The sequence below is a fragment of the Sorangium sp. So ce302 genome (genome assembly GCF_051530145.1).
In the GTDB taxonomy this organism is placed as follows: Bacteria; Myxococcota_A; Polyangia; order Polyangiales; family Polyangiaceae; genus Sorangium; species Sorangium cellulosum_B.
The window spans coordinates 13,408,991-13,432,478 of sequence record NZ_CP150326.1; the positions used below are offsets into that span (position 1 = coordinate 13,408,991).

The following is a 23,488-nucleotide window of genomic DNA, read 5'->3' on the forward strand; positions in this document are numbered from 1 at the left end:
CTCCCCCGCGCGCTTTGCCGGCCCTCCGAGGTGAATCGATGGATGTGATGGTCGAGCTCCGCGCGGTCACCAAGCGATTCGGCGCCTTCCACGCCGTGAGCGAGGTCGACCTCCAGATCAGGGCGGGCGAGTTCATCACCCTCCTCGGCCCCTCGGGGTGCGGCAAGACGACGCTGCTCCGGATGATCTCGGGCTTCGAGACGCCGTCGAGCGGCGCCGTCTTGCTGGAGGGCAAGGACGTCACCCACGAGCCGCCGTACCGCCGGGACGTGAACCAGGTGTTCCAGAGCTACGCGCTGTTCCCTCACATGACCGTGCAGGAGAACATCGGCTTCGGGCTGCGGATGAAGAAGGTGCCCCGGGCGGAGATCGACGAGCGGGTCCGGGCCGCGGTCGCGATGGTGTCGCTCGGGGGCATGGAGCAGCGCAAGCCGTCGCAGCTGTCCGGCGGGCAGCGGCAGCGGGTCGCGCTCGCGCGGGCCATCGTGTGCCGCCCCAAGGTCCTGCTGCTCGACGAGCCCCTCTCGGCGCTGGACGCGAAGCTCCGGCACGCCATGCAGGTGGAGCTCAAGGAGCTGCAAAAGAAGCTGGGGATCACCTTCGTGTTCGTGACCCACGACCAGGAAGAGGCGCTCACCATGAGCGACCGCATCGCCGTGATCAACAAGGGCCGGATCGAGCAGCTCGGCGACGCGTCGCAGATCTACCACCGCCCCAAGACGACGTTCGTCGCGAGCTTCATCGGCCAGGCCAACATCCTCCGCGCGACCGTCCTCTCGCGGAGCGGCGAGCGGGCGCGGGTCCAGCTCGACGGGGGGCTCGAGCTCCTCGTCAACGCCGAGCACCTGGCGGGCGGGGCCGGGAGCACCCTTGTCTCCATCCGGCCGGAGAAGATCGCGCTCCGCAGGGAGCCGCAGGGCGCGCCGGAGAACCGCTTCGAGGCGCGCGTCGAGGACGAGCTGTTCAAGGGCGCCACCGACCAGCTGCGCCTCCGGACCGACGCCGGCCTCGTGCTCACGGCGGTGGTCGCCAACGAGAGCTCCGGCCAGGCGGCGCTGCACGTCGGAGACCGGGTGTTCTGCCACCTCCACCCCGACGACATCGTGATCGTCCACGAGGGGTGATCCTCGCCGGTCGGCCGTCGCGCCCGTGTGGCGCCGGGGCGTCGTGAACCGGCGTTCTCAGCCGGACGCGGCCGCGTGGAAGTTGGCCTCGAACAAGGCGTACTCTGCGGGGCATGCTGCTTGCCAATCGGCCTCGCATGCCCCGACGGTCGCTTGCGGTCGCTCTTTCTTCATCGGTCCTTCTCTCGCTCTCCGGCGACGCCCTCGCCGCGGGGGCGTGGCTGCCCGGCGCCGGACAGGCGTCGGTCGAGCAGCGCGTCGCCGTCGCGGCCGGGCCGGAGCGCACGACGCTCTGGACGAGCCTGCGGTTCCAGGGCGCGAGCGGGCCCGTGGCCCTCGTCGTTCCGGTGCCGCCGCTCGCCGCGCTCGACACGAGCTCGGACGCGTGGTTCGAGGCGCTCGAGGCGGCGACGGCGCCCCGGGTGCTCCCGCCCCAGGGCGTCGACCCGTACTGCCCGGGGGAGGCGGGCGCGCCGAACCCCTTCGAGACGGTAGGGCGGCTCGCCCACGAGGCCACGCTCGAGCCGGTCGAGGTGACGGTGCTCGAGGACGCCGACGCGGTCGCGCGCTGGGCGGCGTCGGCCGGGCTCGCGCTGTCCTCCGAGGCGGCCGCGCAGCTCGGGGGTCTGCAAGGGATGCGGTTCGCGGCGGCCCGCTTCGACGCTCCCGGTGGCGCGGCGGTCACGAGGACGCTGCGCATCGCCATGGGCGGCGGCGAGCCGATCCTGCCGCTGTCGCTGGCCGGGGCGGGCGCAGGCGACGTGCAGGTGACGGCGTGGCTGCTCGGCGACGGCCGGGGCGCGCTCTCGGGCGCGGCGCCGGTGACGCTCCCGCCGGCCTCGCTGCGCTGGGACGCGAGCGCGCAGCGCAGCGATTATGCGGAGCTCCGCGCCGGGGCCCTCGGCCAGGCGGGGCTCCACGGGGCGCTCGTCGAGGGCGCGGGCCACGAGGCGCTGAGCCGCCGCATCTCCCTCGGCAGCGACAGCGTGGACAGCGTGATCGAGGCCTATTTCGCGCGCGCGAGCGCGTACGGCGACATCGGCGATGCGCCGGGCACGTGCGCCGCGGTCGCCGCGGCCGCGCTGGAGTCGAGCCTCAAGGTCGCCGCGAGCTGCCCGCGCGCCGCGCACGGCGTTGTCGACGGCGCGCTGGACTGCGCGGAGGCGCCCCGGAGGGACGAGACCGATCCCGACCTCCTGCGCTGCGGTCCGGCCGCCGACGATCTCGCGGTGGGGCTCTCCGGGCTCGCGCCCTCGTCCGTGTGGCTGACCCGCGTCTCGCTCCGGCTCGCGGCCGGGCAGCCCGGCGCGGACTGGCCGCTGACCTTCGGGGAGGGCTCCGCGATCTCGCCCGTCGTGAGGGCCGGGCGCGTCCTCGTGGACGAGTGCTCCGGCGAGGCCGGCGCTGGCGGCGCGGGCGGCTCGTCGGGCGTGGGCGGGCCCGACGGCCTGGGCGGCGGGCCGGGCAGCGGCGGATCGAGCCCGACCAGCGGCTCGTCGGGCGCCGGGAACCCGCCGCCGGACGATTACTACGACGAGCCGGCCGCCGACGTGGGCTGCGGCTGCTCCGGCACCGCCGATACGGTGGTCGTGGACGACGTCGATCCGCAGGACGTCGAAGACGACGAGTACTACGCGGAGGACGACGGCTGCAGCGGCGATACGAGCGAGCCGGCGCCCGAGGACGAGTACTACGCGGAGGACGACGGCTGCAGCGGGGACACGAGCGAGTCCGAGGACGAGTACTACGCGGAGGACGACGGCTGCAGCGGCGATACGAGCGAGTCCGAGGACGAGTACTACGCGGAGGACGATGGCTGCAGCGGGGACACCGACGACTCCGCCGAGTCGGAGGACTGCTCGATCGCGGGCGAGCGGCAGTCGAGCGCCAGGAAGAAGCGAGGGCCGAAGCTGTCGGTGATGGCGCTCGGGATGTTTGCGCTGATCGCGCCCCTCCGGCGCGCGAGCCGGCCGCGGAAGGGCGGCTCGCGCGGCGGGCGGTAGGCCGCGCGGCGGCGCTCCGGGAGGGGGGCGCACCGGCGGGGCGGTTCCCGTGGCATACTCCCGGACGAGGTCATGACGTGAACGCGCCCGCCCGCCGGCTCTCCTTCACCTACGCCGAGTACCTCGAGCAGGAGCGGGCGAGCCCGACCAAACACGAGTTCCTCGGCGGCGAGATCTTCGACATGGCCGGCGGCACGCCGGAGCACGCGCGGCTCGCGGCGCGGGTGACCGTGGCGCTCGGCGCGCAGCTCGGCCGGCGCCCCTGCGAGGTGTTCTCGTCCGACCTCCGCGTGCGCGTGCTCGCGACGGGCCTCGCCACCTACCCCGACGTGAGCGTCGTCTGCGGCCCGATCGCGCGCGATCCCGAGGACAAGGACGCGGTGGTCAACCCGCTGGTGCTTGTCGAGGTGCTGTCGGACTCCTCGGAGGCGTACGATCGGGGAGAGAAATTCGCGCATTACCGCCGGATCCCCTCGCTGAGGGAGTACGTCCTGGTCTCCCAGGCGCACCGGAGGATCGAGGTCTTCCGGCGCAACGAGGACGGCACGTGGACGCTCTACGAGGCCGGGCCCGGCGAGCGCGCGCGGCTCGCGTCGATCGACGCCCTGCTCGATGTGGACGAGGTGTACCGGGGCGCGCTCGAGGCCTCCGCGGCGGTCTGAGCGGCCGTCGTTCCACGGAGAGCCGATGCGCGACGTCCGGATGCGGGGTTTTCGCGAGCACACGGCGGTCGAGCGCGCGCTCGAGGTCCTGGAGCGGCGGATCCAGCGGCTCGGTGACGAGCTGGTCCCGATCGGCGAGGCGGTCGGGCGGGTGGCGGCGGAGCCCGTGCGCGCGCGGATCAGCGTGCCCCACTTCGTCCGCGCGGCGATGGACGGTTATGCGCTGCTCGGCGAGGCGACCGCCGGCGCGGCTGCTCTCGCGCCGGTGGAGCTCGCGCTCGTGGGCGCGTCGTTCCCCGGGCGCCCGCACGCGGGCGCGATCCGCCGGGGCGAGGCGGTGCGGATCACGACCGGGGCGCCGGTGCCGGAGGGGGCGGACGCGGTGCTGGTGGCGGAGCGCGCGGAAGAGGGCGCGGGCCGCGACGGGGCGGCGGTCGTGCGGGCGCGCGAGCCGGTGCCGTCCGGCAAGCACGTCGCGGCGATCGGCGAGGACGTGCTGGAGGGCGCGGAGGTCGTGCCGGCGGGGCGCCGGCTGCGCCCGCAGGACGTCGGCGTGCTCGCCTCGACCGGGGTCGCCGAGGTGCGCGTGGTGCGCAGGCCGTCGGTGCGGATCCTGATCACGGGCGACGAGCTCCTGCCACCGGGGAGCGCGCCGAGCGGGGCGTGCATCGTCGACACGAACAGCCTGGTGCTCTCGGCGCTCGCGCGCCGTGACGGCGCGGAGGACGTGGCCGTCGCGTACGTCCCCGACCGGCGCGAGGCGGTGCGGGCTGCCCTCGAGGCAGCGGGCGGGGACGTGGTGCTGGTCTCCGGCGGTTCGTCGGTCGGCTCGGAGGACCATGCGCCGCTCGTGCTCGCGGAGCTGGGTGAGGTGGTGGTCCACGGCGTCGCGATGCGCCCCGCGAAGCCCGCTGGGTTCGGCTTCTTGCGCGGGGGGCGGGCGGTGTTCCTGCTGCCGGGCAACCCGGTGTCGTGCCTCTGCGCCTACGAGTTCTTCGCCGGCCCGTCGATCCGCGCCCTCGGCGGGCTGCCGCGCGCGTGGCCGCACCGGCGGCGGCGGTGCGTGGTGGCGAGCGAGATCGCCTCCCAGCCCGGGCGCGTCGATTACGTGAGGGTGCGTGTCGAGGGAGATCGGGTGTTTCCGATCGCGACGAGCGGCGCGTCCATCCTGTCGTCGACGACGCGCGCGGACGGCGTGGTCATCGTGCAGGCCGAGGAGGCGGTGATCGGCGAGGGCGCCGAGGTCGAGGTGCTGCTCTACGACGCGTGAGGCGGCGGGGTCTACCGCCGGGCGGAGCCGGGTACAAGTCGAGTTGGCGTGCTTCACCAAGATGCTGAGCGTGGTCCGAACGACATCGATGAGCGCTTGGCGGCCTTCCCCGCGAGCGCGGTGAAGCGCGGAGGCAACGCGGTTGCCTCGTGATGAGTCACCTGCGTTGCCAGCGCGGCGCGTCCGTTTCAAATTTCCGAGATCCGGGACCATGAAACCGCTTCGTTTCGAGAGGGCCGGTCCGCGCTTGAGGGGCAGGGAGAACGAACGCCGCCGATGATGAAAGATTCCATCAACAGCGGTCTTCTCCGCGCGCCATCCTGGGCCGAATCCTGGATGCCGGGCACCCAAGATGCGATAGGTTAGGCCTCGGCGCTGAGCTCTTTGCGGGCGACGTTCGTCCTGTCGGCACCGCACGGCCGGCCCCCCAATTCCGCTCTTGTGTTCTGATCGCGACCGGGCGCGACGAGGTAACGACCATGACCCAGATGAACCGCACACTCCGAGGCACTGCCAGATTCCTACTCCTCCCATTTCTCGCCATCATCGCCGCGTCGGGTTGTGGCGAGTCCTCTTCGCCTGGCGCGACCGGTGAGGTCGACAACACCGGGGGGGCCGATCCGGGAACCGGAGGCGGCGCCACAGGCAGCACGACCGCGGGGAGCGGAGGCGGCGCCACGGGCAGCACGACCGCGGGGAGCGGAGGCGGCGCCACGGGCAGCACGACCGCGGGGAGCGGAGGCGGCGCCACGGTAGGGACCGGATCGGATAGCAGCGGGGCAGGCACCGGCGGCGCGCCGAACTCACGTCCGACGTTCCACGTCTTCATGCTCATGGGTCAGTCGAACATGGCTGGCGTCGCGGACAAACAGGCCAGTGACCAGAACTCTGACCAGCGGCTCAAGGTCCTCGGCGGATGCAACCAGCCGGCCGGACAGTGGAACGTGGCCAATCCGCCGCTCAACGATTGCCCCGGTGAAAAGGGGTGGAACCTGTCGACGGCGGTCGACCCAGGCATCTGGTTCGGCAAGACCCTGCTCGGAAAGCTGCCTGAGGGGGATACGATCGGGTTGGTCGGTACTGCTGAGAGCGGTGAGTCGATCAACACGTTCATCTCTGGCGGCTCGCATCACCAGATGATCTTGAACAAGATCGCCAAGGCGAAGACGGCCGAGAATGCGCGCTTCGCGGGCATCATCTTCCACCAGGGTGAGTCCGACAGCGGCCAGAGCTCATGGCCCGGCAAGGTCGTTCAGCTCTATAACGAGGTGAAAGAAGCCTGGGGTGTCGACTACGACGTTCCCTTCATCCTTGGAGAGCTCCCCGCGGGCGGGTGTTGCAGCGGTCACAACAGCCTCGTGCACCAAGCGGCCGATATGTTGCCTGATGGATACTGGGTCTCTCAGGATGGGACCAAGGTCATGGATCAGTACCACTTCGATCATGCGTCCGTCGTTCTCATGGGCACGCGTTATGGTGAGAAGATGATCGAAGCCTTGAAGTGGTAACCTGAGGCATCCCCGCATTTCCCCCTCGCCGAGGAGAGCTGCGGTGACTGTGCCTGCCGTGGTCGGTCGACCCTGAAGCATCCTCTTCTCCCGCCGGAGCGGGCGCGGGCCATCGCCAGCCTGGGGCGCCGCGCCTCCGGGGCGTCAGAACCCGCCCTCCAGGCCGAGGTTCGGGACGGTGACAGGCCCGAACGTCGTCGGCTCGCACGACGAGAACGCATCACACATCCCCGGCATGGTCTCCTTCGATAACGTGGTGTTGAGCACGTCGAGGACGACCGCCAGCCAGCCCGCCTTCCCGATCGACCAGCGCTTCTCCAGGCGGACATCGAGGCGGAAGAACGGCGGCAGCCGCTCCCACCGCGGCGCTCCGCCGGCGAGGGATCCGGAGCCTCCGGGGATGCCGCTGATCGGCGGGAGCGTCGCGCCGCCGATCCTCTGGGGGAGCCCGGAGTAGAACACGAAGCGCCCGCCAGCCCTGTACCCGCGACCGAGGTCGTAGGTCAGCGCGACGTTCGCCACGTGGGTCCGGTCGAACGCGCTCACTTGCCGGCTTCGGCCGATGCTCCGCGTGGAGCGCGACAGCGTGTACGACGCGAACCCGCCGACGCGCCGCGTGAGCCGCCGATGGGCCGACAGCTCCACGCCGGTCGCGGCGCCGAGCGCGCGGAGCGTGAAGGCGTCCTCGACCGATTCGAGGCCCAGCGAGCCGAGCGCGTCGGTCATGTTGAAGAACGCGTTATGGAACACCGAGACCGTGGCCGTGATGTCCGCCGGCAGCGCGAGCTCGACGCCGGCGCTCGACTGGAAGCTCCGCTGGAGGCCGTCCTCGAGGCGCGGGCGGAAGCCGGGGATCGGGACGACGAAGCTCGGCAGCTGGGAGGCGATGCCGTGCGCCTGCACGAACGTCACCCCGCGCCCGAGCGAGAGCCGCGCCGAGAGCCGCGGATCGACGGCGAGCGCGACCGTGCCGTCGGAGTGGTAGAGATCGAGCCGGAGCCCGGGGGTGATGCGCAGGCGCGGGGTGATCGCGATGTCCGACTCGATGTAGCCGCCCACCGTGAGGTCGACGCGGCTCAAGAGGAGATCGTCGACGGGGACGTCGTCGTCATCGTCCGGCGCGACGTCGCCCGGGTCGTCGGCGCCGGTCGCGAGATCGAGCTCGTTGTCGTCGACCACGGCGTCGATGCCGGCGCGGATCATCGTCTCGTCGCGCAGCCGGTGAGCGAGCGAGAGGCGCGCGCCGAGGCTCCGAGTCAGCGCTTTCTGGCCGTCCCCGATCCCCGTCTCGTCGTGGCCGAGCGTCAGCGCGCCGCGCAGCGCGCTGCCCTGGCCATAGGCCTGGTCGTACCGGAGATCGAGCCGGTGAAATGTCGTGTCGAAGAGGGTCGTCTCCTCGCCGTCTTCCTCGCTCCCGAGGAAGTCGTGGGCGCCGAACGCGAAGAGGCTCACCCGGCCTTCCGGGACGACCTCGTAGGACAGCCGGGCCTGGTAATCCCAGTAATCGAGCGCGACCTCGGGGGCGGCGAGCGAGAGGAGCAACGCCGTGTACGAGTAGCGGCCGCCCACGAGCGCGGCCCCTCGGTTTCCGGCGAAGGGGCCCTCGACGAGCCCGCCCACGTCGACGAGCCGCAGCATGCCCTCACCGTGCCAGTATGGGAGCGGCGGCGTCGTCTCGCCCGCGACGATGCCGCCGGCGTACCGACCGTGACGCGCGGGGTAGCCGCCAGGGTAGAGGTCGACGCGATCGACGATGCCGGGATGGACCACGGAGGGCCCGAGCCCGAGGTGATAGAGGTAGGGGACGCGGATGCCATCGAGGAAATAGCCGACGTTGCCCGGCGGTGAGCCGCGAACGTAGAAGAACGGCAGCCCCGAGACGATGGGGGTCACCCCGGGGAGCACCTCGAGGGCGCGGAAGGGGTCGCCGAACGCGCCAGGGACGATCCTGACCTCGCCGCGGCTCAAGCTGGAGACGCCGGGCGCCGGTTGCTCGCCGCGCACGGTGACCTCGATCGCGCGCGGCGCGCTCGGCGCCGGCCCGGCTGCCGTCGCCGGGCGCTCCGGCGCGGGCGCGGAGGCGCCGGGCGGCGCGGCTGCGGAGGCGCCGGGCGGCGCGGGCGACGCGGCTTCGGTGAAGCGGACCTCGACGCGGATCCTGGCGGCGACCGGCGCGCCGTTCCTGGTGGCCGGCGCAAAGCGGAACGACGTTGCGGCGGCCACGGCGGCCGATGCGAACGGCTCCACGCCATCCTCGGCGACCGCGGAGCGGACGGTGCCCTCCGCGTTGACCGTGAGGACGAGGTGGACCGTCGCGTCACCATGCGCCCCAGCAGGGTAGTCGGCGCCGAGCGGCGTGAGCGGCGATGGTGGTACGAGCGCTGCCGGCGGCGCATCGGGGGGCGGCGCATCGCCGGACGGCTTTGCAGGCGGCGCGTCGCCGGACGGCTTTGCAGGCGGCGCATCGCCGGACGGCTCCGCAGGCGGCTTTGCATGGGGCAGCGGCGTGTCAGGCGCGGCGGCGGCGAGGCACGGCGCGAGCGCGCTCGCGAGCAGCGCTGCGGCTGCCGTGGATCGCCGGAGAAAGCGCATCGCCGCGCCGCGGAGGGGCCGCTCAGCGAGGACCAGCGCGGGGCGATGCGCCGCAGAGCGTGGCTGCCAAGTGATCGAAATCATGTGAGTTTTTGTGTAAGCGGCGCTCGCGCCAGCGTCTTGATGGGTTTCCCGGGGAACCGGTCGATCGGATCGCTCTCGTCGGATCGGGGTGTTCCGGAGGACGACCGCCAGCTTCTGCCATGATCTACGCCGAACGACCGCTCACTTTCCCCTCACCGGCTCGAACAGCACGTTGCGCTGCCAGGTCTTCCTGTGGAGCGTCCACTTCGGACCGCTCGGGTCGGTGGGCGATGACAGCGCAATGCGATTGCTGGAGCGCTGTTTGCCGCGAATCCTTGAGCGACCACCGCTTGCCTCGCTTGGTAGCGCCGCGGCACGGCAGTATCCTCGGGCAAACGCATGACCCTCCGACTTATCTTCTCCCTCCTGCCCGTCCTTGCGCCGGTCGCCTGGCTGACGAGCTGCAGCGACGGCGAGCGCCCCTCGACGCCCGAATCGTCGACGTCCTCAGGCTCAGGCGGCGCGAACCCGGGCGGCGGCGCGGTGGCGACGACCTCCGAGGCCACCGGCGCGGGGGGCGGCACGACGACGACCAGCGGCGCGACGATCGGCAGCACGACCGTCAGCAGCACGACGACCGGCGGCGGAGGGGCGGAGCCCGTCGCGCCGGGGATCGTCAAGCTCGGCGAGGGAAAGCTCGCGGAGTCGGGGCTCACCGTGGTGTCCTACGGCGGCTACCTGAACGGCGAGTCGTTCCAGCAGGACGCGATCGTGTCGTTCGGCGGCTTCCAGTACACCGCCTTCTGGAACACCAACCGCAACGTCGTCCTCGCGCGCCGCCGGCTGCCGGCGAGCCCCGGCGGAGCGGCAGGCGCCTGGGAGAAGTTCGACTTCAAGGATTACCGGCTGAGCGCCGACGACGCCCACAACACGATCTCTCTCGGGATCGCGCCAGGCGACGGCACGCTGCACCTCGCGTTCGATCACCACGGCAGCAACCTGCACTACCGCCGCTCGGTCACGGGTCTCCTGACGGACCCGGAAGGCGCGGCCTGGGCCGCCTCGAGCTTCGGCGCCGTCTCGAGCGCGCTCGTCGGATCGACCCGCGTGTCCCTCGTGACGTACCCGCGGTTCGTCACCGAGCCCGGCGGGGACAAGATGCTCCTGAGCGCCCGGATCGGCGAGAGCGGTAGCGGCGACGAGCACCTGTGGGAGTACGACGCCACGACGCACGCCTGGAGCGCGCTCGGCGAGTACATCGAGGGCACCGACGCCAGCATGAACGCCTACCTGCACGGCCTGTCGTACACGCGCGGCGGCTCGCGCCTGCACGCGGCGTGGTGCTGGCGGGACACGCCCGACGCGACGACAAACCACGATCTCCTGTACGTCTACAGCGACGATCACGGGCGCACATGGAAGAACAACGCGGGCGCCACGGTCGCGACGACCGGCGCCTCCTTCGTGACACGGAGCACGACGGGCCTCTCCGTGTGGCCCATCGGCCAGAACCGAGGGCTCATCAACCAGGAACACATGACGGTCGACGCGAGCGGCCGCGTCCATGTGCTGCTCTCGCACCTCCCCGACGCCGAGACCGACAATTCGAACTTCACCAGCGCCCGGACGCGCAGCGAGTTCTTCCATTATCTCCGCGACACCGACGGGACCTGGGCGCGCCACGGCATCGGCCTGAGGGTGGTCCAGAACTTCCGGGGCAAGCTCGCGATCTCCTCCACCGAGAACGTCTATGCGATCCTCCCCGATCTCCGCATCGCCGGCGCCTCCCCGAGCGACGGTTACGCGACCTGGACGCTCCTCGACGCCGCCGACTCGGGCCGGTTCTTCTCCGATCCTCTGATCGACGCCGCCCGACTCGAGACCTCGGACGAGCTCACCGTGTACTACCCAGCGCGGAGCTCCGTGGACATCTGGGGCCTGGAGTACACGCTCCGCTGAGCCGCGCGAAGGGCGCTCCTCAACCCCGAGCGCGCCCTTCACGGCCCCGTTCCCCAGGGCGAGCGCGCGAGCTCGTTCATGGCGCCGTCCCCGTTGCCCGCCAGCTCTCCCCTGATCGACGGATCTTCCGGTTGTTCCACCGGGCGACGCGCGTGATGCGCGCGGGGCGCGCTCCGTGTCCGTATCGGACGAGCCGCGACCGGCGCTGAGCGGTCCAGTCAGAGCGGCAGTCCCTGCCCCATGGGGACGCGCGTCGCGCTCGCTCTCGCGCAGGCACGCTCGGTGCTCGCCCTGAGGCGCGGTCTTGCCGGTGGCGAGGGCGTGCACTGCCGCGAACGCCGCGGCGGCAAGGGACACTCGCGCAGCGAGCCCCGGCGCGCTCCGGCCAGGAGGAGCGTTACTCATGAACCCGGACGCGTTCGTCAAGCGCCGATTCGCATTCATCCTGGGAGGATTGGTCGCGGTCTCCGCGTATTTTCAGGCCTCCGGGGTATCTCAGCTCATCGCTCACCAGATCACGCGGGACGGCGAGGCCTCCGCCCCCCTCGTCATGGATCCGGTCGACGTGCCGCTCTCCGAGGATGATCCCCCGCCCAGCGCGGCGCCGATCCTGGAGCGCAATCCGTTCGACTCGACGACAGGGCCGCTCGTACCCCCGCCGAGCGCCGCGCCCGCCGGCCCGGCGGACCTCTCGCAGCTCGACCCCTACCTCGCTCCACCCTGCGATACGGGCCGCGTCGTGCTGATCGCGATGTCCGAGGACCCCGAATGGTCGTTCGCCGCCGTCGAGAGCGACGGCGGACACACGGCGCTCGGGCGGCGAGGCGGAGAGATCGCCGGCCGCAAGGTCGAGGACATCGCCTGGGATCGGGTGTGGATGACCTCGACCTCGGGGGGCGCGCGCTGCCAGATGCAGCTCGGCAAGAAGGGCGGAGAGGGCGGCAAGAAGGAGCCCGAGCCGCAGGCGGCAGCGCCGGCTCCGCCCCGCGCCACGTACCGCCCGAGCAGCAAGAGCGATGTCCCGCCCGAGATCGCCTCGCGGATGCAGCGGGTGAGCGACACGGAGATCGACATCGACCGCTCGGCGGCCGAGAAGATCTTCGCGCAGCCCGAGCTCGTGACGCAGACCTCGGCGGCGATACCGGAGATGCGGGACAACAAGGTGGTCGGGCTGAAGATGATGGTCAAGCCAGGCTCGGTGCTCGAGTCGTTCGGGGTGCAGAGCGGCGATATCGTGAAGTCGATCAACGGCATCGACCTGACGGACCCACAGAAGGCCATGCTGGCCTACTCGCGCATGCGCTCCGACAAGAGCCTTTCCGTCGTCGTCGAGCGCGACGGCCGCCCGACGAGGCTCAGGGTCAACATCCGCTGAGGCGAGGAGGCGGGCCCGGCCGGCAGCCGCGCTCCGCGCAGGACGCCGGGCGCCCCCGGCCTTGTCGCACCCGCGGGCGGCGGCGGCCGGGCGGCGGCCGGCGCGGAGGCCTTCCGCCGGCGCACGGGCGACTCCTGCCGAACAATGCGCGATCGCCGCTGTCTCTCCGGCTGGAGCGCCCGGCGGCGGCCGGCGCCGTCGCTCCGGAGCGGAGCGACAGAACAGATGCGGCGCTCACCCGTCAGACCGAGCACCCGCTCTGTCCGCGGGAGGGGAAGACCATGAACGAACTCGGAATCGTGTGGGTGAAGCGAGCGCTCCTCGGCGGATCGCTCGCGCTGGGGCTCTCGGGGGCGGGGATCGCGTGCAGCACGAAGGAAGCCCCAGCGACGTCGGAGGCGTCCCCGGCGTCGATGCCGCTCGGGAACGCCGCCGAGGCGAAGCGCGAGGCCGTGGCGTCGGCCGCCGAACCCCTCCTGGTGGCGCGTGAGCCCGCCGCCCCCAGGCTCGACATGGCGGGCGGGAAGGGGCGCGCAGGCGCCGACGGCCTGGTGGTCCCCGCCCCGGCGGCCACCGCGGCGCCGGGCGAGGGCGCGGCCCGCGCCGCGGCGCCCGAGGCCGCGGGCCTCGACCCGAACGGCCGCTTCGCCACCACGTACCGCCCCGGCGGCGGCCACCTCGCCGCGTTCGAGTCCGCGGTCGCGCGCGGCATCGTCCCGCCCGACGGGCGCGAGCTCGTCAGCGACGTCGGCGCCCGCTACGCCCCGTCGATCGACGTCCCGAAGGGCTCGGCGCTCGCCCTGCGCACGGACCTCGAGCGCACGCGGGTCCCGCCCGGCGGCGGCCCGGTGCACGTGCGCGTCGCGCTCCGCTCGACGGCGCAGGCGCCCGCGGCGCGGCCGCACCTGTCGGTGCACCTCGTGCTCGACGTGAGCGGGTCGATGCAGGGCGAGCCCATGGCGCGGGCGCGCGACGCGGCGCGGGCGCTCGTCGACAAGCTCGACGCGAACGACGACTTCTCCCTCGTCACCTTCTCGAGCGGCGCCGACGTCAGGATCGACGATGGGCCCGTCGGGCCGCGGCGGGCGGCGATCAAGGCGACGATCGACGGCATCCGCGAGGGCGGCGGCACCAACATCGGCCAGGGCCTCGCGCTCGGCTACGCGCAGGCCGCCCGGCCGGGCATCCCGGAGGGCGCGGTGAAGGTCGTGCTGCTGCTCTCCGACGGGCGCGCGAACTCCGGGATCACGAGCTCGGAGCGGCTCTCGCGCCTCGCGCTCGACGCCTTCCAGGGCGGCGTCCAGACGAGCACGTTCGGGCTCGGCGCCGACTACGACGGCGCGCTGATGAGCGCCATCGCGAGCGACGGCGCGGGCGGGTACTACTACCTGCGCGATCCGGATCAGATCGCCCCGGCCCTCGCGACGGAGCTCGACAGGCGGCTCGATCCGGTCGCGACCGCGGTCGAGCTGCGGGTGCGGCTGAAGCCGGACGTGAAGCTGCTCCAGGTCTACGGGTCGCGCCGGCTGAACGACGTGGAGGCGGCGCGCGTGCGGACGATCGAGGCCGCGGCGGACGCGCAGTCCGCGCGGCGCGACGGCATCGAGCGGGACCGGCAGGACGACGCCGAGGGCGGGATGCGGTTCTTCATCCCGGCGTTCTCGCGCGACGACAGCCACGCGATGCTCTTCAAGCTGGGCCTCCCGGCGGGCGCGGACACGCGGGCAATCGCGGCGATCGAGCTCAAGTACAAGGACCGCGTCGCCAAGAAGAACGTCGTGGACGAGGCGCCGCTCCGGGTCGCGTACGCGACCGGCGACGCGGACAGCGCGGCGAGCGCCGACCCGTCGGTCGCCCGCACGATCCAGGGCTTCGCCGCCGGCGAGACGCTGGCCGAGGCCGCCCGCCAGATCGCGCTCGGCGATCGCGCCCGCGCCGCCGCGCTGCTCTCCGAGCGGGAGGGGATCCTGCATGCCGCGGCCGAGGCGCTCGGGGAGCCGCTCTTCCTGAAGGACGCGGCCCGCCTCGCGCGCCTCCGCGGCCACGCCGGGGCCGCGGGCGGCCTGGGTGATCCGCTCGTGCTGGCGATGCTGCTCGAGACGGCCTCGCGGACGCACCTTCACTGAGGGCGGGGCTCGGGGCACGATGGCGCAGGGGCGATGCACCGGCGGAGCCGAGGGGCGGACATGACCCAGACATTCACACTCCGGCGCGATGTGGCGGCGCAGCACGTCGACGTCGCGCCGGGCGGCGAGATCGTCCTCCGCGGCAAGCTGGTCTGCTCGACCGACGCCTCGGTCATCGACGCGGCGACGACGACCTGGCCCGCGGGCGCGCCGGGCGGCGCGTCGGTCGACAGCGGCGGGCTCGTCGACCTCGAGCAGGGCGGCTTTCACATGACGAGCCGCGACCCCGCGACCCACGAGGTCCACGCCATCGCGACAGGGGATCCGGCCCCAGCGTGCGCGCTCGCGGGCGTGGAAGCCCCGTGCCTCCCGCTCCGGCTCCTGCCGCTCGCGCGCTCGCGGCTCCAGACGGCGCAGGAGCTGGGCAGCTGCCTTCAAGGGGGCATCACGGTCGAGGTGCCGGACGCCGTGCTCCCGCCCGTCGCGCCCGCGGCCGTTCCTTACGTGCAGGGCGCGGCCGTGCTGCTCGGCGCCTCCGTGCTCGTGTCGATCGGGTGGGTCGTGCAGCGCCGGCGCGCCCGATCGCCGCGCGGCCGCCTGCTCGATCTTGCGAAGCGCACCCGGGCCAAGCTGAGGGCCGCCGACCCCGTCGTGGCCGCGCCGCTCGTGCCGGCTGTGGAGGCCGCGCTGGGCGCGCTGAAGCGGCGGCGTGTGGACGCCGCCTCGACGGAGGGCAAGCGGGTCGCGGAGGTGCTGCGGCGGGTGGAGCTGCGCGTCGACGCGTCGGCCGTGGAGGCGCGCGCCGACAGGGAGCAGCAGGCGGCGGACGAGCTCGTCCGCGAGATCGAGAGCGCGCTCGAGGCGGTCGACGAGGTGGACGGCGCGCGGCGCGGGGGGGCCTGAGGTCGACCAGCCCCCGCCGGAGGTCTGCGCGACGCTGCTGTCGCGCGGCGTCCATCTCGCCTCCATCCGCGCGATGTACCGGCTGCTCGCGCCTCCGGCGAGCGCGCCCAGCGTGCGCTGATGAAGCACGCCAAGCCGACGCTCACCGCCACGGCCCCAACCCGATCTGGACGTGGGACATCACCGAGCTGCGCGGGCCGCTGCCTGGGGTCTTCTACTGCCTGTACGTCGTCCTCGACCTGCTCAGTCGCATGACCGTTGGCTGGAGCCGGAACGCGCCTCTCTGCGCGATCCACTCATAGGATTCTCGTCCGGCCTGTCTCAATCCTGTTGGCATTTTCCGCCCCCTCTGTGCCAACGTTAGGTGAGAAACACGAGCAATGAAACCGCGCAAAATGGCGTTGTGTCGCGGTCGCTCCATGGCGTATAAATCCAGTCGAAGAACCACATGATCTTCCAGAGAGAGCATGGGTGTCCGGATAAGGTTTCGGACTCTGCGAATGACGCTACGTGATCCTGTGTGATCAACTTCGAATGTCGTTGTCCCCTGGTCTCAATGCGCGACAGAGAGTCCATGGCAGGCGAGTCGCTTCGTGCGCATCTTCGGGAAACATTGGAAATACCTATGACAAAGTCAAAGCAGAATCAATTCTCTCGTTGGTCCCTACTGGCGTTCGCGTCAGTCGCGCTAGCTGGCTGCGGCGATGATACCAATCCCACAGGGCCCTCGAGCAGCTCATCGTCTTCTAGCAGCTCTTCCTCCTCCAGCTCCAGCTCCAGCTCCAGCTCATCTTCGAGCAGCTCCAGCTCGTCTTCGAGCAACTCCAGCTCATCTTCGAGCAGCGCCAGCTCGTCTTCGAGCAGCTCCAGCTCGTCTGGTGGCGATCTCGCATTGGTGGTCGCCATCAACTCCGGTGGTACTTCGAGCGCAATGGTCGACGGCGTGGAGTACCAGGCGGACAAATACGCTAGCGGTGGTACGCCCAACAGCACGCAAGACGCTGTCGTCGGTGGGCAGCTTTACCAAACAGAGCGGTATGGCTCATTCAGTTATGAAATTCCGGTCACCGCCAACGGCAAATACACCGTGAAGTTGCATTTTGCGGAAATCGATAAGACCAGCGCTGGCTCGCGCAGTTTTGGCGTTGCGATCGAAGGTAACACCGTTATCAGTGATCTGGATATCTATACCGAAGTTGGTCATGACGTGGGCCACACGGAGACCTTCGCGGATATTGCGGTGAATGACGGCAGCGTCACCATTGAGCTGATCAAGGGTGTAGATAACCCCACCATCGCAGGATTTGCTATTTTCTCCAACGATGGAGAGCTGGATACAACGGTCACGCCCCTCCCCGATTTCTCCAAGTACTCAGCCTACACTCAGAGATACACCGAGAAGACTGTGATCAATTCGAATCACGCGACGGGTCACGTCGGTGATTTCTTCTTCACTCACTGGAAAGATGGCGGTTCGACATCTTTGACTGTGGACCCGAATGGTGAGTTCAGCGTGACCTGGCAGGGCGGTGGCTATAACTATGTCGGTGGTCCCGGATGGCATTACGGAGATGAGAAGAGGGTGATCGGCTACCGCCTCAATAACGACAGCGGCGCGAGCTACATCGCTCTGTACGGCTGGGGGTACGACAAGAGCATGCCCACTTCAAACGCGGCACACCTGGTGGAGTATTACATCCTGCAGCGATGGAGCTATGATCCCAGCCAGGGTGCTACCGCTGGCAAGACCTTCACGAGCGATGGGGTCGAATATTCCACTTACCGCTCGACGCGGCAGCAGCAGCCCTCTATCAATGGTCGCTCCACTTTCTACCAATACTGGAGCAAGCCTGCTCGGGCGCAGGCCCTCGGACAGGACCACAAGATCATATTCGCCGATCACCTGAAAGCATGGGCCGACACCGGCTGGATTGTCCCGAACATGAACAACCTGGATGCGAGCGACGATCCCACCTATCAGGTCCTGGCCGTCGAGGTGTTCAACCCCGGTAGCAATGGAACTGCAGCTGGTCGCGTCTGGAACGCGACGCCCTGATCCAAAGAAAATGTGGCGCTCCTGAGCGCTTCGTGGGTGTACGGCGCGAACGCCCGTCGAATGCCTCGATGGCGCCGTGCTCGACGCCATCGAGGCTCCCCGCTTCGCTCCGATCCGCTTCGCGGGCGCCCTTTCGGGCGGCCTCCGCCCAACAGCCGGCGCCGACCGACGGTGCCGAGCGATTCGCGCGCGTGCCCGCCGCAGGGCCGCGAAGCGTCGCTCAGCGGATCGGGCCGGCGACCCTCGGCGGCGAGGCGGGGGCCGCCTCCGCGGCGGGATCGAGCGGCGCGCAGCCGTCGGCGGCGAAGGGGCCGATCGCCGGCTCGCCCTTGACGAACGCCGAGACGCGGCGCATCCGCTCGGCGAACGCCGCCTCGGTCTCGGCCCGCCGCGGGTCGGCCGCGAGCGGGACGGTCCCGAGGCCCTCGCTGCGCACCGGGCAGATCTCGGCGAGGGGCGGCGCGCCCCGCCGCAGGCGCAGGCGCGCGAGCATCGCGAGCTCGGCCGCGGGGCCGGTCCTCTTCACCTTCATGATGAAGTTGCCGAGGCTGTAGAAGATGGGCCGGCCGCGGCGGAGCTCGATGCCCTGGAGCACGTGCGGGTGGTGGCCGAGGAAGGCGTCGGCGCCCGCGTCGATGGCGGCGCTGGCGAGCGCGCGCGCCTGAGGAAGCGGGGTGTCCAGGTACTCGGTGCCGCCGTGGTAGCTCACCACGACGGCGTCGACGCCGGGCCGCTTGCGCGCGGCGCGCACCGCGGCGGCGAGCCCGTCCCGCTCCGCGGCCGCGACGAACTCCCGCGCCGGGTGCTGCCAGAGCGAGCCCTGGTTCCAGATGCCGGTCACGGCGAGCAGCGCCACGCGGAAGCCGCGGTGCTCGATGACGGCCGGCGCGTACGCCTCGAGCCGCGTCCGGCCGGCGCCCACGTAGGCGACGCCCGCGCGCTCCAGGTGGCCGAGCGTCTCGAGGAACGCGCCCTTGCCGTAGTCCCACATGTGGTTGTTCGCGAGCGACACAACGCCGATGCCGGCGCGCGCGAGCGCGTCCGCGCCGGCCGGGGGGCCCGTGAACACGAGCGGCTGGCGCGCGTGCTGGGTCTCTCCGCCCTGATCGCTGAGCTGGTTCTCGAGGTTGACGAAGCGCACGTCGGCGGACGCGAACAGCGCCGCGACGGAGGCGAACGGATCGTACGCCGGATCGCGGAGCAGCTCCTGGCCGAGCGCCTTGCCGAGGCAGACGTCGCCGCCGGCGAGGAGCGTGATCGCGTCGGCCGGCGCGGTGGGGGCAGCGTTGGGCGCGGCGGGGGCAGCGTTGGGCGCGGCGGGGGTGGCGGCCGGCGCGGCGGGAGCGCCGCGGGCTGTCGCAGAGGCGTCGCGGGGCGCGGCCGGCGCGACGACGGGCGGAGGCGCGAGCCCGGCGCCCACGTTGGCGGACCGCTCGCAGCCGATCTGCGCGGCCGCTGCGCACATCGCGAGAAAGAAAGGGGCAGGGCGCATCGCGAGCGGCGTCTCGGCGCGCATTATCCACGGGCCCGCGGCCGCGCCCAAGTATCCGGTGGTACGCCCGCCGACGTTCGTGCCACCATCGCCGCGCGTTGAGCAGGCCCAGAAAAGCCGCGGCGTCGATCGGCGGCCGCGCGCTCTCGATGGACGTCCGGCCCGCTCCAGCGCGACCTACTCGGGATTGGACGCGCGCTCGTGCGCGGGTTGCTTGGAAGGCCTTATCTCCATGGTGAATCGAAGACGTGAGACTCCCTCGGGCTCGACGCTGCTCTCTTCGCGCGGCGCGACGCCGTCGAGCACGCGCATCGTGCCGGGCCCCGCGGCGCGCGACGAGGCGCGCGACGAGGAGCGCAAGGACGGCTGGGGCTTTGCCGACACCCGGTTCGTGGTCAAGCCGAGCGGCAGCGTCGTGCTGACCGGCACGCGGTACAGCATCAGCAACGTCGAGCTGCCGTCGCTGCTCCCGTGGATGTCGGCCACGCTCGCCGCGCCGCTCTCGTACGAGAACCGCAACGAGCCGCACTACCCGCCCCGGATCCCCGACGCCAAGGTCGCGAGCGAGCTGCTCGCCGCGCTCCGCGGCTTCCTGGCGGACGATCAGATCTCGCAGGACCCGCTCGTGCGCCTCCGGCGCGGCCACGGCCACACCGGCGCCGAGATCTGGGCGATCCGCTACGAGCGCCTCGAGCGCGTCCCGGATCTCGTCGTGTTCCCCGCGTCGCACGACGACGTCGTGCGCCTCACCGAGGTCGCCAAGCAACACGGCGCGTGCCTCGTCCCGTTCGGCGGCGGCACCAACGTCACGGACGCCCTGCGCCTGTCGATCCACGAGGAGCGGACGGTGATCGCGGTCGACATGCGGCGCATGAACAGGATCCTCTGGCTCGATCCCGTGAACCGCATGGCTTGCATCGAGGCGGGCGCGACAGGGCGGCACATCGTCGCGGAGCTCGAGAAGCACGGGCTCACCATGGGGCACGAGCCCGACAGCCTCGAGTTCTCGACGCTCGGGGGGTGGATCGCGACGAACGCGAGCGGGATGAAGAAGAACCGTTATGGCAACATCGAGGATCTCGTCCTCGACATGCAGGTCGTGACCGCGCGCGGCGTGGTCGAGCGGCCGCACGTGGCCCCGCGCGAGAGCGTCGGCGCCAACCCGAAGAACTGCATGTTCGGCAGCGAGGGCAACTATGGAATCGTCACCAGCGCTGTCGTCAAGCTGTTCCCCCTGCCCGAGGTCCAGCGCTACGGCAGCGTCATCTTCCCCGACCTCGCGCGCGGGCTCGCGTTCCTCTACGACCTGCAGGGCGCCGGCGCGCTGCCCGCGAGCGTGCGCGTCATGGACAACACGCAGTTCCATTTCGGTCAGGCGCTCAAGCCGAAGAAGTCCGGGCTGCTCGCCCGGGTGAAGAGCCAGGCGGAGAAGCTCGTGGTGACCCGGATCAAGGGCTTCGATCCGCACCAGCTCGCCGTCGCCACCCTCGTGTTCGAGGGGACGAAGGAGGAGGTCGACTTCCAGGAGAAGACGCTCTACCGCATCGCGGCGCAGCACGGCGGGATGAAGGCGGGCGCGGCGAACGGCGAGCGCGGCTATCAGCTCACCTTCGGCATCGCGTACATCCGCGATCTCACGTTCGAGCACTGGGCGATCGCGGAGAGCTTCGAGACGAGCGTCCCGTGGAGCCGGGCGCTCGAGCTCTACGACCGGGTGCGCCAGCGCATCCTGCGCGAGCACGAGCAGCGGCGCCTGCCTGGCAAGCCGTTCTTCACCGGCCGCATCACCCAGGTCTACCCCACGGGGGTCTGCATCTATTTCTATCTCGGCTTCTACGCCAAGGGCGTCGACGATCCCGTGCGCCATTACGCCGAGATGGAGCACGCCGCGCGAGAGGAGATCCTCGCCGCCGGAGGGTCGCTGTCCCACCATCATGGAATCGGCAAGATCCGGCAGGATTTCGTGAAGGACATCTACTCGGACGGCGCGCGCGCCTTCATGCAGCAGGTGAAGCAGGCCGTCGATCCGGACAACCTGTTCGGCGCGGCGAACCACGGCGTGCTCGGCGAGATCGCGCTCTCGAGCGCGGAGGAGCAGGGGCGAGCGCCCTTGCCTTGACCTGGGCGGCGCGGCCGCCGGCGGGGCGCGGCGCTGCTGGAAGCGCCGCGCCAGCCGCTGAGATCCCTACGTCGTGCTCCCCGCCGAGGGCAGCACCATGGCGTCGATCCTCGTGGTTGACCGCCTCGTCGGCTATCTGGAGCCGCCGAGCGGCGCGGCCTCATGCCGCAGAAACATAACAACTCGGCAGTCGCCGGCCGTGTTGCCGGAGGTAGCCGCGGCGCGGAACGCCCCTGCCCCAAATTGGTTGCGCAGCGCAACCATCCGTGGTCTCCTCGAAGGGTGACCACGAGAGAGCTCCGCTCGGAGGTCCGCGCCTTCGTGCGCGGTTTCGGTCTCCTGGACGAGGAGCGCACGCCGTGCGGCGTCCGGGTGGCGCCGCGCGAGGCCCACGCCCTGACGGTCCTGGCGGACGCCGAGCGGGCGGGAGAGCAGCTCTCCCAGAGCGACCTGCGGCGGGCGCTCGGCATCGACAAGAGCAATGTCACCCGGCTGATACAGCGCCTTCGCGAGGATGGCCGGGTGGAGCAGGACGTCAGCGGGGAAGACGGGCGGGTCCGCCGCCTGCGGCTCACCTCGACCGGGCGCCGCATGGCGGGGCGACTCGAGGGGCAAAGCCTGCTGCGGTTCCAGTCGATCGTGGACGCCATCCCCTGCGAGGAGCGCGCCGCGGTGGTGCGCGCGCTGCACGTCCTGAATCGCGCGCTCTCGCGCGTGACGCGCGCGACAGAGGAGCAACCCCATGCGAGCGATGCGAGCGACTCTCCCTAGCGTTCTTCTCGGGCTCGTCGGAGCTCTCCTGATGCCTCCGATCGCCTCCTGCACGCCTTCCAGCGAGACCGCTGCGGGACCCGCGCCGGGCGCGCCGGCGGCGGTGCAGGTCCGCTCGTTCGGCGCGCTGCGCGCGATCATGCACGAGGGGCAGACGGGGCCCGCCGTGCGCATCGGCGATGTGGTGCCGGGCCCGCGCGCGTTCGGGATCGGGGCGCTCAGCGAGCTGCGCGGGGAGGTGACGGTCGTCGACGACGCGATCTGGACCTCCTACGCGCGCGACGACGGGACCCTCGACGTGCGCCCCGCCGGGGCGGAGGAGGCGGCGACGCTCTTCGTGGTGGCGAACGTCGCGCGCTGGCAGGAGGCGACGCTCGACGCCGACGTGCCTGACGGGCAGATCGACGCGCGCATCGAGGCCTTGCTGCGGGAACGCGGGCTCGACGCGGAGGGCGCTGTCCCGGTCCAGGTGCGCGGCGGCTTCCGCGATCTCCGCTGGCACGTCATCGACGGGAGAAAGCTCGCCCCCGGCGGCGGTCACGCGGACCATGTCCGGGCGTCGGTGAACGGAGCGCTCCCCGCCGCCGAGGGGGTGCTGGTGGGCTTCTTCTCGAAGCGCCACCACGGCGTCTTCACGCACATGGGGTCGAACACGCACTTTCACGTCGTCCTGCCGGAGCGACCGCTGATGGGTCACGTGGACGGCGTGACGCTCGCCCGCGGCGCGCGGGTCCTCCTGCCGGCGCCTTGAGGCTTGGCACGAGCGCACCGGCGGCGGCGCTCGGCGCGCGCCGCGGGCGCATGTTCCGGGCGGGGGTGGTATGCAGGACGGCGTGCAGCTCATGACGGCGCCCTCGGAGGCCGGCGACGGGGCGGGCCGCGTGGCCGGCCTCGCGGGCGTCGTGCTGTGCGGCGGGCAGAGCCGCCGGATGGGGCGCCCCAAGGCATGGCTGCCGTTCGGGGGTGAGGCGCTGCTCCAGCGGGTGGTGCGGCGCCTCGGCGAGGCGGCCTGGCCGATCGTGGTGGTCGCGGCGCCGGGGCAGGAGCTGCCGCCGCTGCCGGAGGGGGTGCTGCTCGTGCGCGATCCGGTGGAGGGCCGCGGGCCGCTGCAGGGCATCGCGGCCGGGCTCGATGCGATCGCGCCGCTCGCCGAGCGGGCCTACGTCGCCTCGACCGACGCGCCCTTCCTGCACCCCGCCTTCGCGCGGCGCCTCGCGGATCTCCAGGCGGGCGGCCACGCCATCGCGGTGCCGCGGGCGGAGGGGCACCATCACCCGCTCGCCGCGGTGTACGCGTGCTCCGTGCGCGGCGAGGTGGCGGCCTTGCTCGCCGAGGGCAGGCTGCGGCTCTCCACCCTGTTCGAGCGGGCGCGCACCCTTGTCGCGGAGCCGGATCTCCTGCTCGCGGATCCGCGGCTCCGCGCCGCGGATCCGGCGCTGCGATCGCTGCGCAACCTGAACACGCCCGAGGACTACGCGGCGGCGCTCCGCGAGCTCGACTGACC

General features: G+C 71.6%; 17 protein-coding genes. 14 read left to right on the plus strand and 3 right to left on the minus strand.

Features of this window, described 5'->3' with window-relative positions:
- Positions 1 to 38 precede the first annotated feature (38 nt).
- From WME73_RS50805 to WME73_RS50825, 5 genes are all read left to right on the plus strand, one after another.
- Positions 39 to 1,124 (plus strand): ABC transporter ATP-binding protein, encoded by a 1,086-nt coding sequence (locus WME73_RS50805; RefSeq protein ID WP_437743476.1) that lies wholly within the window; start codon positions 39 to 41, stop codon positions 1,122 to 1,124.
- Between the two features lie 137 nt (positions 1,125 to 1,261).
- A complete protein-coding gene (locus WME73_RS50810; protein ID WP_437743477.1) occupies positions 1,262 to 3,127 on the plus strand; it encodes a DUF2330 domain-containing protein in 1,866 nt (621 codons plus the stop codon).
- 77 nt (positions 3,128 to 3,204) lie between these two features.
- Complete coding sequence (locus WME73_RS50815; protein WP_437914328.1) at positions 3,205 to 3,789, plus strand: Uma2 family endonuclease; 585 nt, start codon at positions 3,205 to 3,207, stop codon at positions 3,787 to 3,789.
- 25 nt (positions 3,790 to 3,814) lie between these two features.
- Positions 3,815 to 5,059, plus strand: a complete 1,245-nt coding sequence (locus WME73_RS50820; protein ID WP_437914329.1) for a molybdopterin molybdotransferase MoeA — start codon at positions 3,815 to 3,817, stop codon at positions 5,057 to 5,059.
- Between the two features lie 479 nt (positions 5,060 to 5,538).
- Positions 5,539 to 6,567, plus strand: a complete 1,029-nt coding sequence (locus WME73_RS50825) for a sialate O-acetylesterase (RefSeq protein WP_437914330.1) — start codon at positions 5,539 to 5,541, stop codon at positions 6,565 to 6,567.
- Between the two features lie 144 nt (positions 6,568 to 6,711).
- Here the strand turns inward: WME73_RS50825 and WME73_RS50830 are convergent, their stop codons facing one another.
- Positions 6,712 to 9,159 (minus strand): TonB-dependent receptor domain-containing protein, encoded by a 2,448-nt coding sequence (locus tag WME73_RS50830; RefSeq protein WP_437914331.1) that lies wholly within the window; start codon positions 9,157 to 9,159, stop codon positions 6,712 to 6,714.
- Between the two features lie 423 nt (positions 9,160 to 9,582).
- Here WME73_RS50830 and WME73_RS50835 point away from each other — a divergent pair, with 423 nt between their 5' ends.
- The 4 genes from WME73_RS50835 (at position 9,583) to WME73_RS50850 (ending at position 15,546) form a co-directional block, all read left to right on the plus strand.
- A complete protein-coding gene (locus WME73_RS50835; protein WP_437914332.1) occupies positions 9,583 to 11,142 on the plus strand; it encodes a BNR repeat-containing protein in 1,560 nt (519 codons plus the stop codon).
- 403 nt (positions 11,143 to 11,545) lie between these two features.
- Positions 11,546 to 12,517, plus strand: a complete 972-nt coding sequence (gene gspC, locus WME73_RS50840) for a type II secretion system protein GspC (protein ID WP_437743484.1) — start codon at positions 11,546 to 11,548, stop codon at positions 12,515 to 12,517.
- 281 nt (positions 12,518 to 12,798) lie between these two features.
- A complete protein-coding gene (locus WME73_RS50845) occupies positions 12,799 to 14,643 on the plus strand; it encodes a vWA domain-containing protein (RefSeq protein WP_437743485.1) in 1,845 nt (614 codons plus the stop codon).
- Positions 14,644 to 14,703: 60 nt separating this feature from the next.
- On the plus strand, positions 14,704 to 15,546 hold the full coding sequence (locus WME73_RS50850; RefSeq protein WP_437914333.1) for a hypothetical protein: 843 nt from the start codon (positions 14,704 to 14,706) through the stop codon (positions 15,544 to 15,546).
- A 645-nt stretch (positions 15,547 to 16,191) separates the two neighbouring features.
- On the opposite strand, the gene WME73_RS50855 is transcribed toward WME73_RS50850, so the two are convergent.
- Positions 16,192 to 16,452, minus strand: a complete 261-nt coding sequence (locus WME73_RS50855) for a hypothetical protein (protein ID WP_437914334.1) — start codon at positions 16,450 to 16,452, stop codon at positions 16,192 to 16,194.
- Here WME73_RS50855 and WME73_RS50860 point away from each other — a divergent pair.
- Positions 16,442 to 17,602 carry a glycoside hydrolase family 11 protein gene (locus WME73_RS50860; protein WP_437914335.1) on the plus strand — a complete coding sequence of 387 codons (1,161 nt, stop codon included), beginning with the start codon at positions 16,442 to 16,444 and terminating at the stop codon, positions 17,600 to 17,602. The genes WME73_RS50855 and WME73_RS50860 overlap by 11 nt on opposite strands.
- Positions 17,603 to 17,822: 220 nt before the next feature.
- Here WME73_RS50860 and WME73_RS50865 read toward each other — a convergent pair whose 3' ends face one another.
- Positions 17,823 to 19,094, minus strand: a complete 1,272-nt coding sequence (locus tag WME73_RS50865; RefSeq protein WP_437743489.1) for a CapA family protein — start codon at positions 19,092 to 19,094, stop codon at positions 17,823 to 17,825.
- 232 nt (positions 19,095 to 19,326) lie between these two features.
- On the opposite strand from WME73_RS50865, the gene WME73_RS50870 reads away from it, so the two are divergent.
- The 4 genes from WME73_RS50870 to mobA all read left to right on the plus strand — a co-directional run bounded on the left by WME73_RS50870 (position 19,327) and on the right by mobA (position 23,486).
- Positions 19,327 to 21,213, plus strand: coding sequence for an FAD-binding oxidoreductase (locus tag WME73_RS50870; RefSeq protein ID WP_437914336.1), 1,887 nt, complete (start codon positions 19,327 to 19,329; stop codon positions 21,211 to 21,213).
- 282 nt (positions 21,214 to 21,495) lie between these two features.
- Positions 21,496 to 21,984, plus strand: a complete 489-nt coding sequence (locus tag WME73_RS50875; RefSeq protein ID WP_437743491.1) for a MarR family winged helix-turn-helix transcriptional regulator — start codon at positions 21,496 to 21,498, stop codon at positions 21,982 to 21,984.
- Between the two features lie 31 nt (positions 21,985 to 22,015).
- The gene (locus tag WME73_RS50880) at positions 22,016 to 22,735 is read left to right on the plus strand and encodes an acetolactate decarboxylase (RefSeq protein ID WP_437914337.1); all 720 of its coding nucleotides are present in this window, start codon (positions 22,016 to 22,018) and stop codon (positions 22,733 to 22,735) included.
- A 91-nt stretch (positions 22,736 to 22,826) separates the two neighbouring features.
- Positions 22,827 to 23,486 (plus strand): molybdenum cofactor guanylyltransferase, encoded by a 660-nt coding sequence (gene mobA / locus WME73_RS50885; protein WP_437917524.1) that lies wholly within the window; start codon positions 22,827 to 22,829, stop codon positions 23,484 to 23,486.
- Positions 23,487 to 23,488: the final 2 nt, after the last annotated feature.

What these genes read in the sequence shown, in the direction of transcription:
- WME73_RS50810 (WP_437743477.1), top strand. Translation starts at nt 1,262, where the DNA reads ATGCCCCGACGGTCGCTTGCGGTCGCTCTTTCTTCATCGGTCCTTCTC.
- WME73_RS50845 (WP_437743485.1), top strand. Translation starts at nt 12,799, where the DNA reads ATGAACGAACTCGGAATCGTGTGGGTGAAGCGAGCGCTCCTCGGCGGA.
- WME73_RS50855 (WP_437914334.1), bottom strand. Translation starts at nt 16,452, where the DNA reads ATGGCGACCACCAATGCGAGATCGCCACCAGACGAGCTGGAGCTGCTC.
- gspC (WP_437743484.1), top strand. Translation starts at nt 11,546, where the DNA reads ATGAACCCGGACGCGTTCGTCAAGCGCCGATTCGCATTCATCCTGGGA.
- WME73_RS50880 (WP_437914337.1), top strand. Translation starts at nt 22,016, where the DNA reads ATGCCTCCGATCGCCTCCTGCACGCCTTCCAGCGAGACCGCTGCGGGA.
- WME73_RS50805 (WP_437743476.1), top strand. Translation starts at nt 39, where the DNA reads ATGGATGTGATGGTCGAGCTCCGCGCGGTCACCAAGCGATTCGGCGCC.
- WME73_RS50870 (WP_437914336.1), top strand. Translation starts at nt 19,327, where the DNA reads ATGGTGAATCGAAGACGTGAGACTCCCTCGGGCTCGACGCTGCTCTCT.
- WME73_RS50865 (WP_437743489.1), bottom strand. Translation starts at nt 19,094, where the DNA reads ATGCGCCCTGCCCCTTTCTTTCTCGCGATGTGCGCAGCGGCCGCGCAG.
- WME73_RS50825 (WP_437914330.1), top strand. Translation starts at nt 5,539, where the DNA reads ATGACCCAGATGAACCGCACACTCCGAGGCACTGCCAGATTCCTACTC.
- WME73_RS50835 (WP_437914332.1), top strand. Translation starts at nt 9,583, where the DNA reads ATGACCCTCCGACTTATCTTCTCCCTCCTGCCCGTCCTTGCGCCGGTC.
- WME73_RS50850 (WP_437914333.1), top strand. Translation starts at nt 14,704, where the DNA reads ATGACCCAGACATTCACACTCCGGCGCGATGTGGCGGCGCAGCACGTC.
- WME73_RS50820 (WP_437914329.1), top strand. Translation starts at nt 3,815, where the DNA reads ATGCGCGACGTCCGGATGCGGGGTTTTCGCGAGCACACGGCGGTCGAG.
- WME73_RS50830 (WP_437914331.1), bottom strand. Translation starts at nt 9,159, where the DNA reads ATGCGCTTTCTCCGGCGATCCACGGCAGCCGCAGCGCTGCTCGCGAGC.
- mobA (WP_437917524.1), top strand. Translation starts at nt 22,827, where the DNA reads ATGACGGCGCCCTCGGAGGCCGGCGACGGGGCGGGCCGCGTGGCCGGC.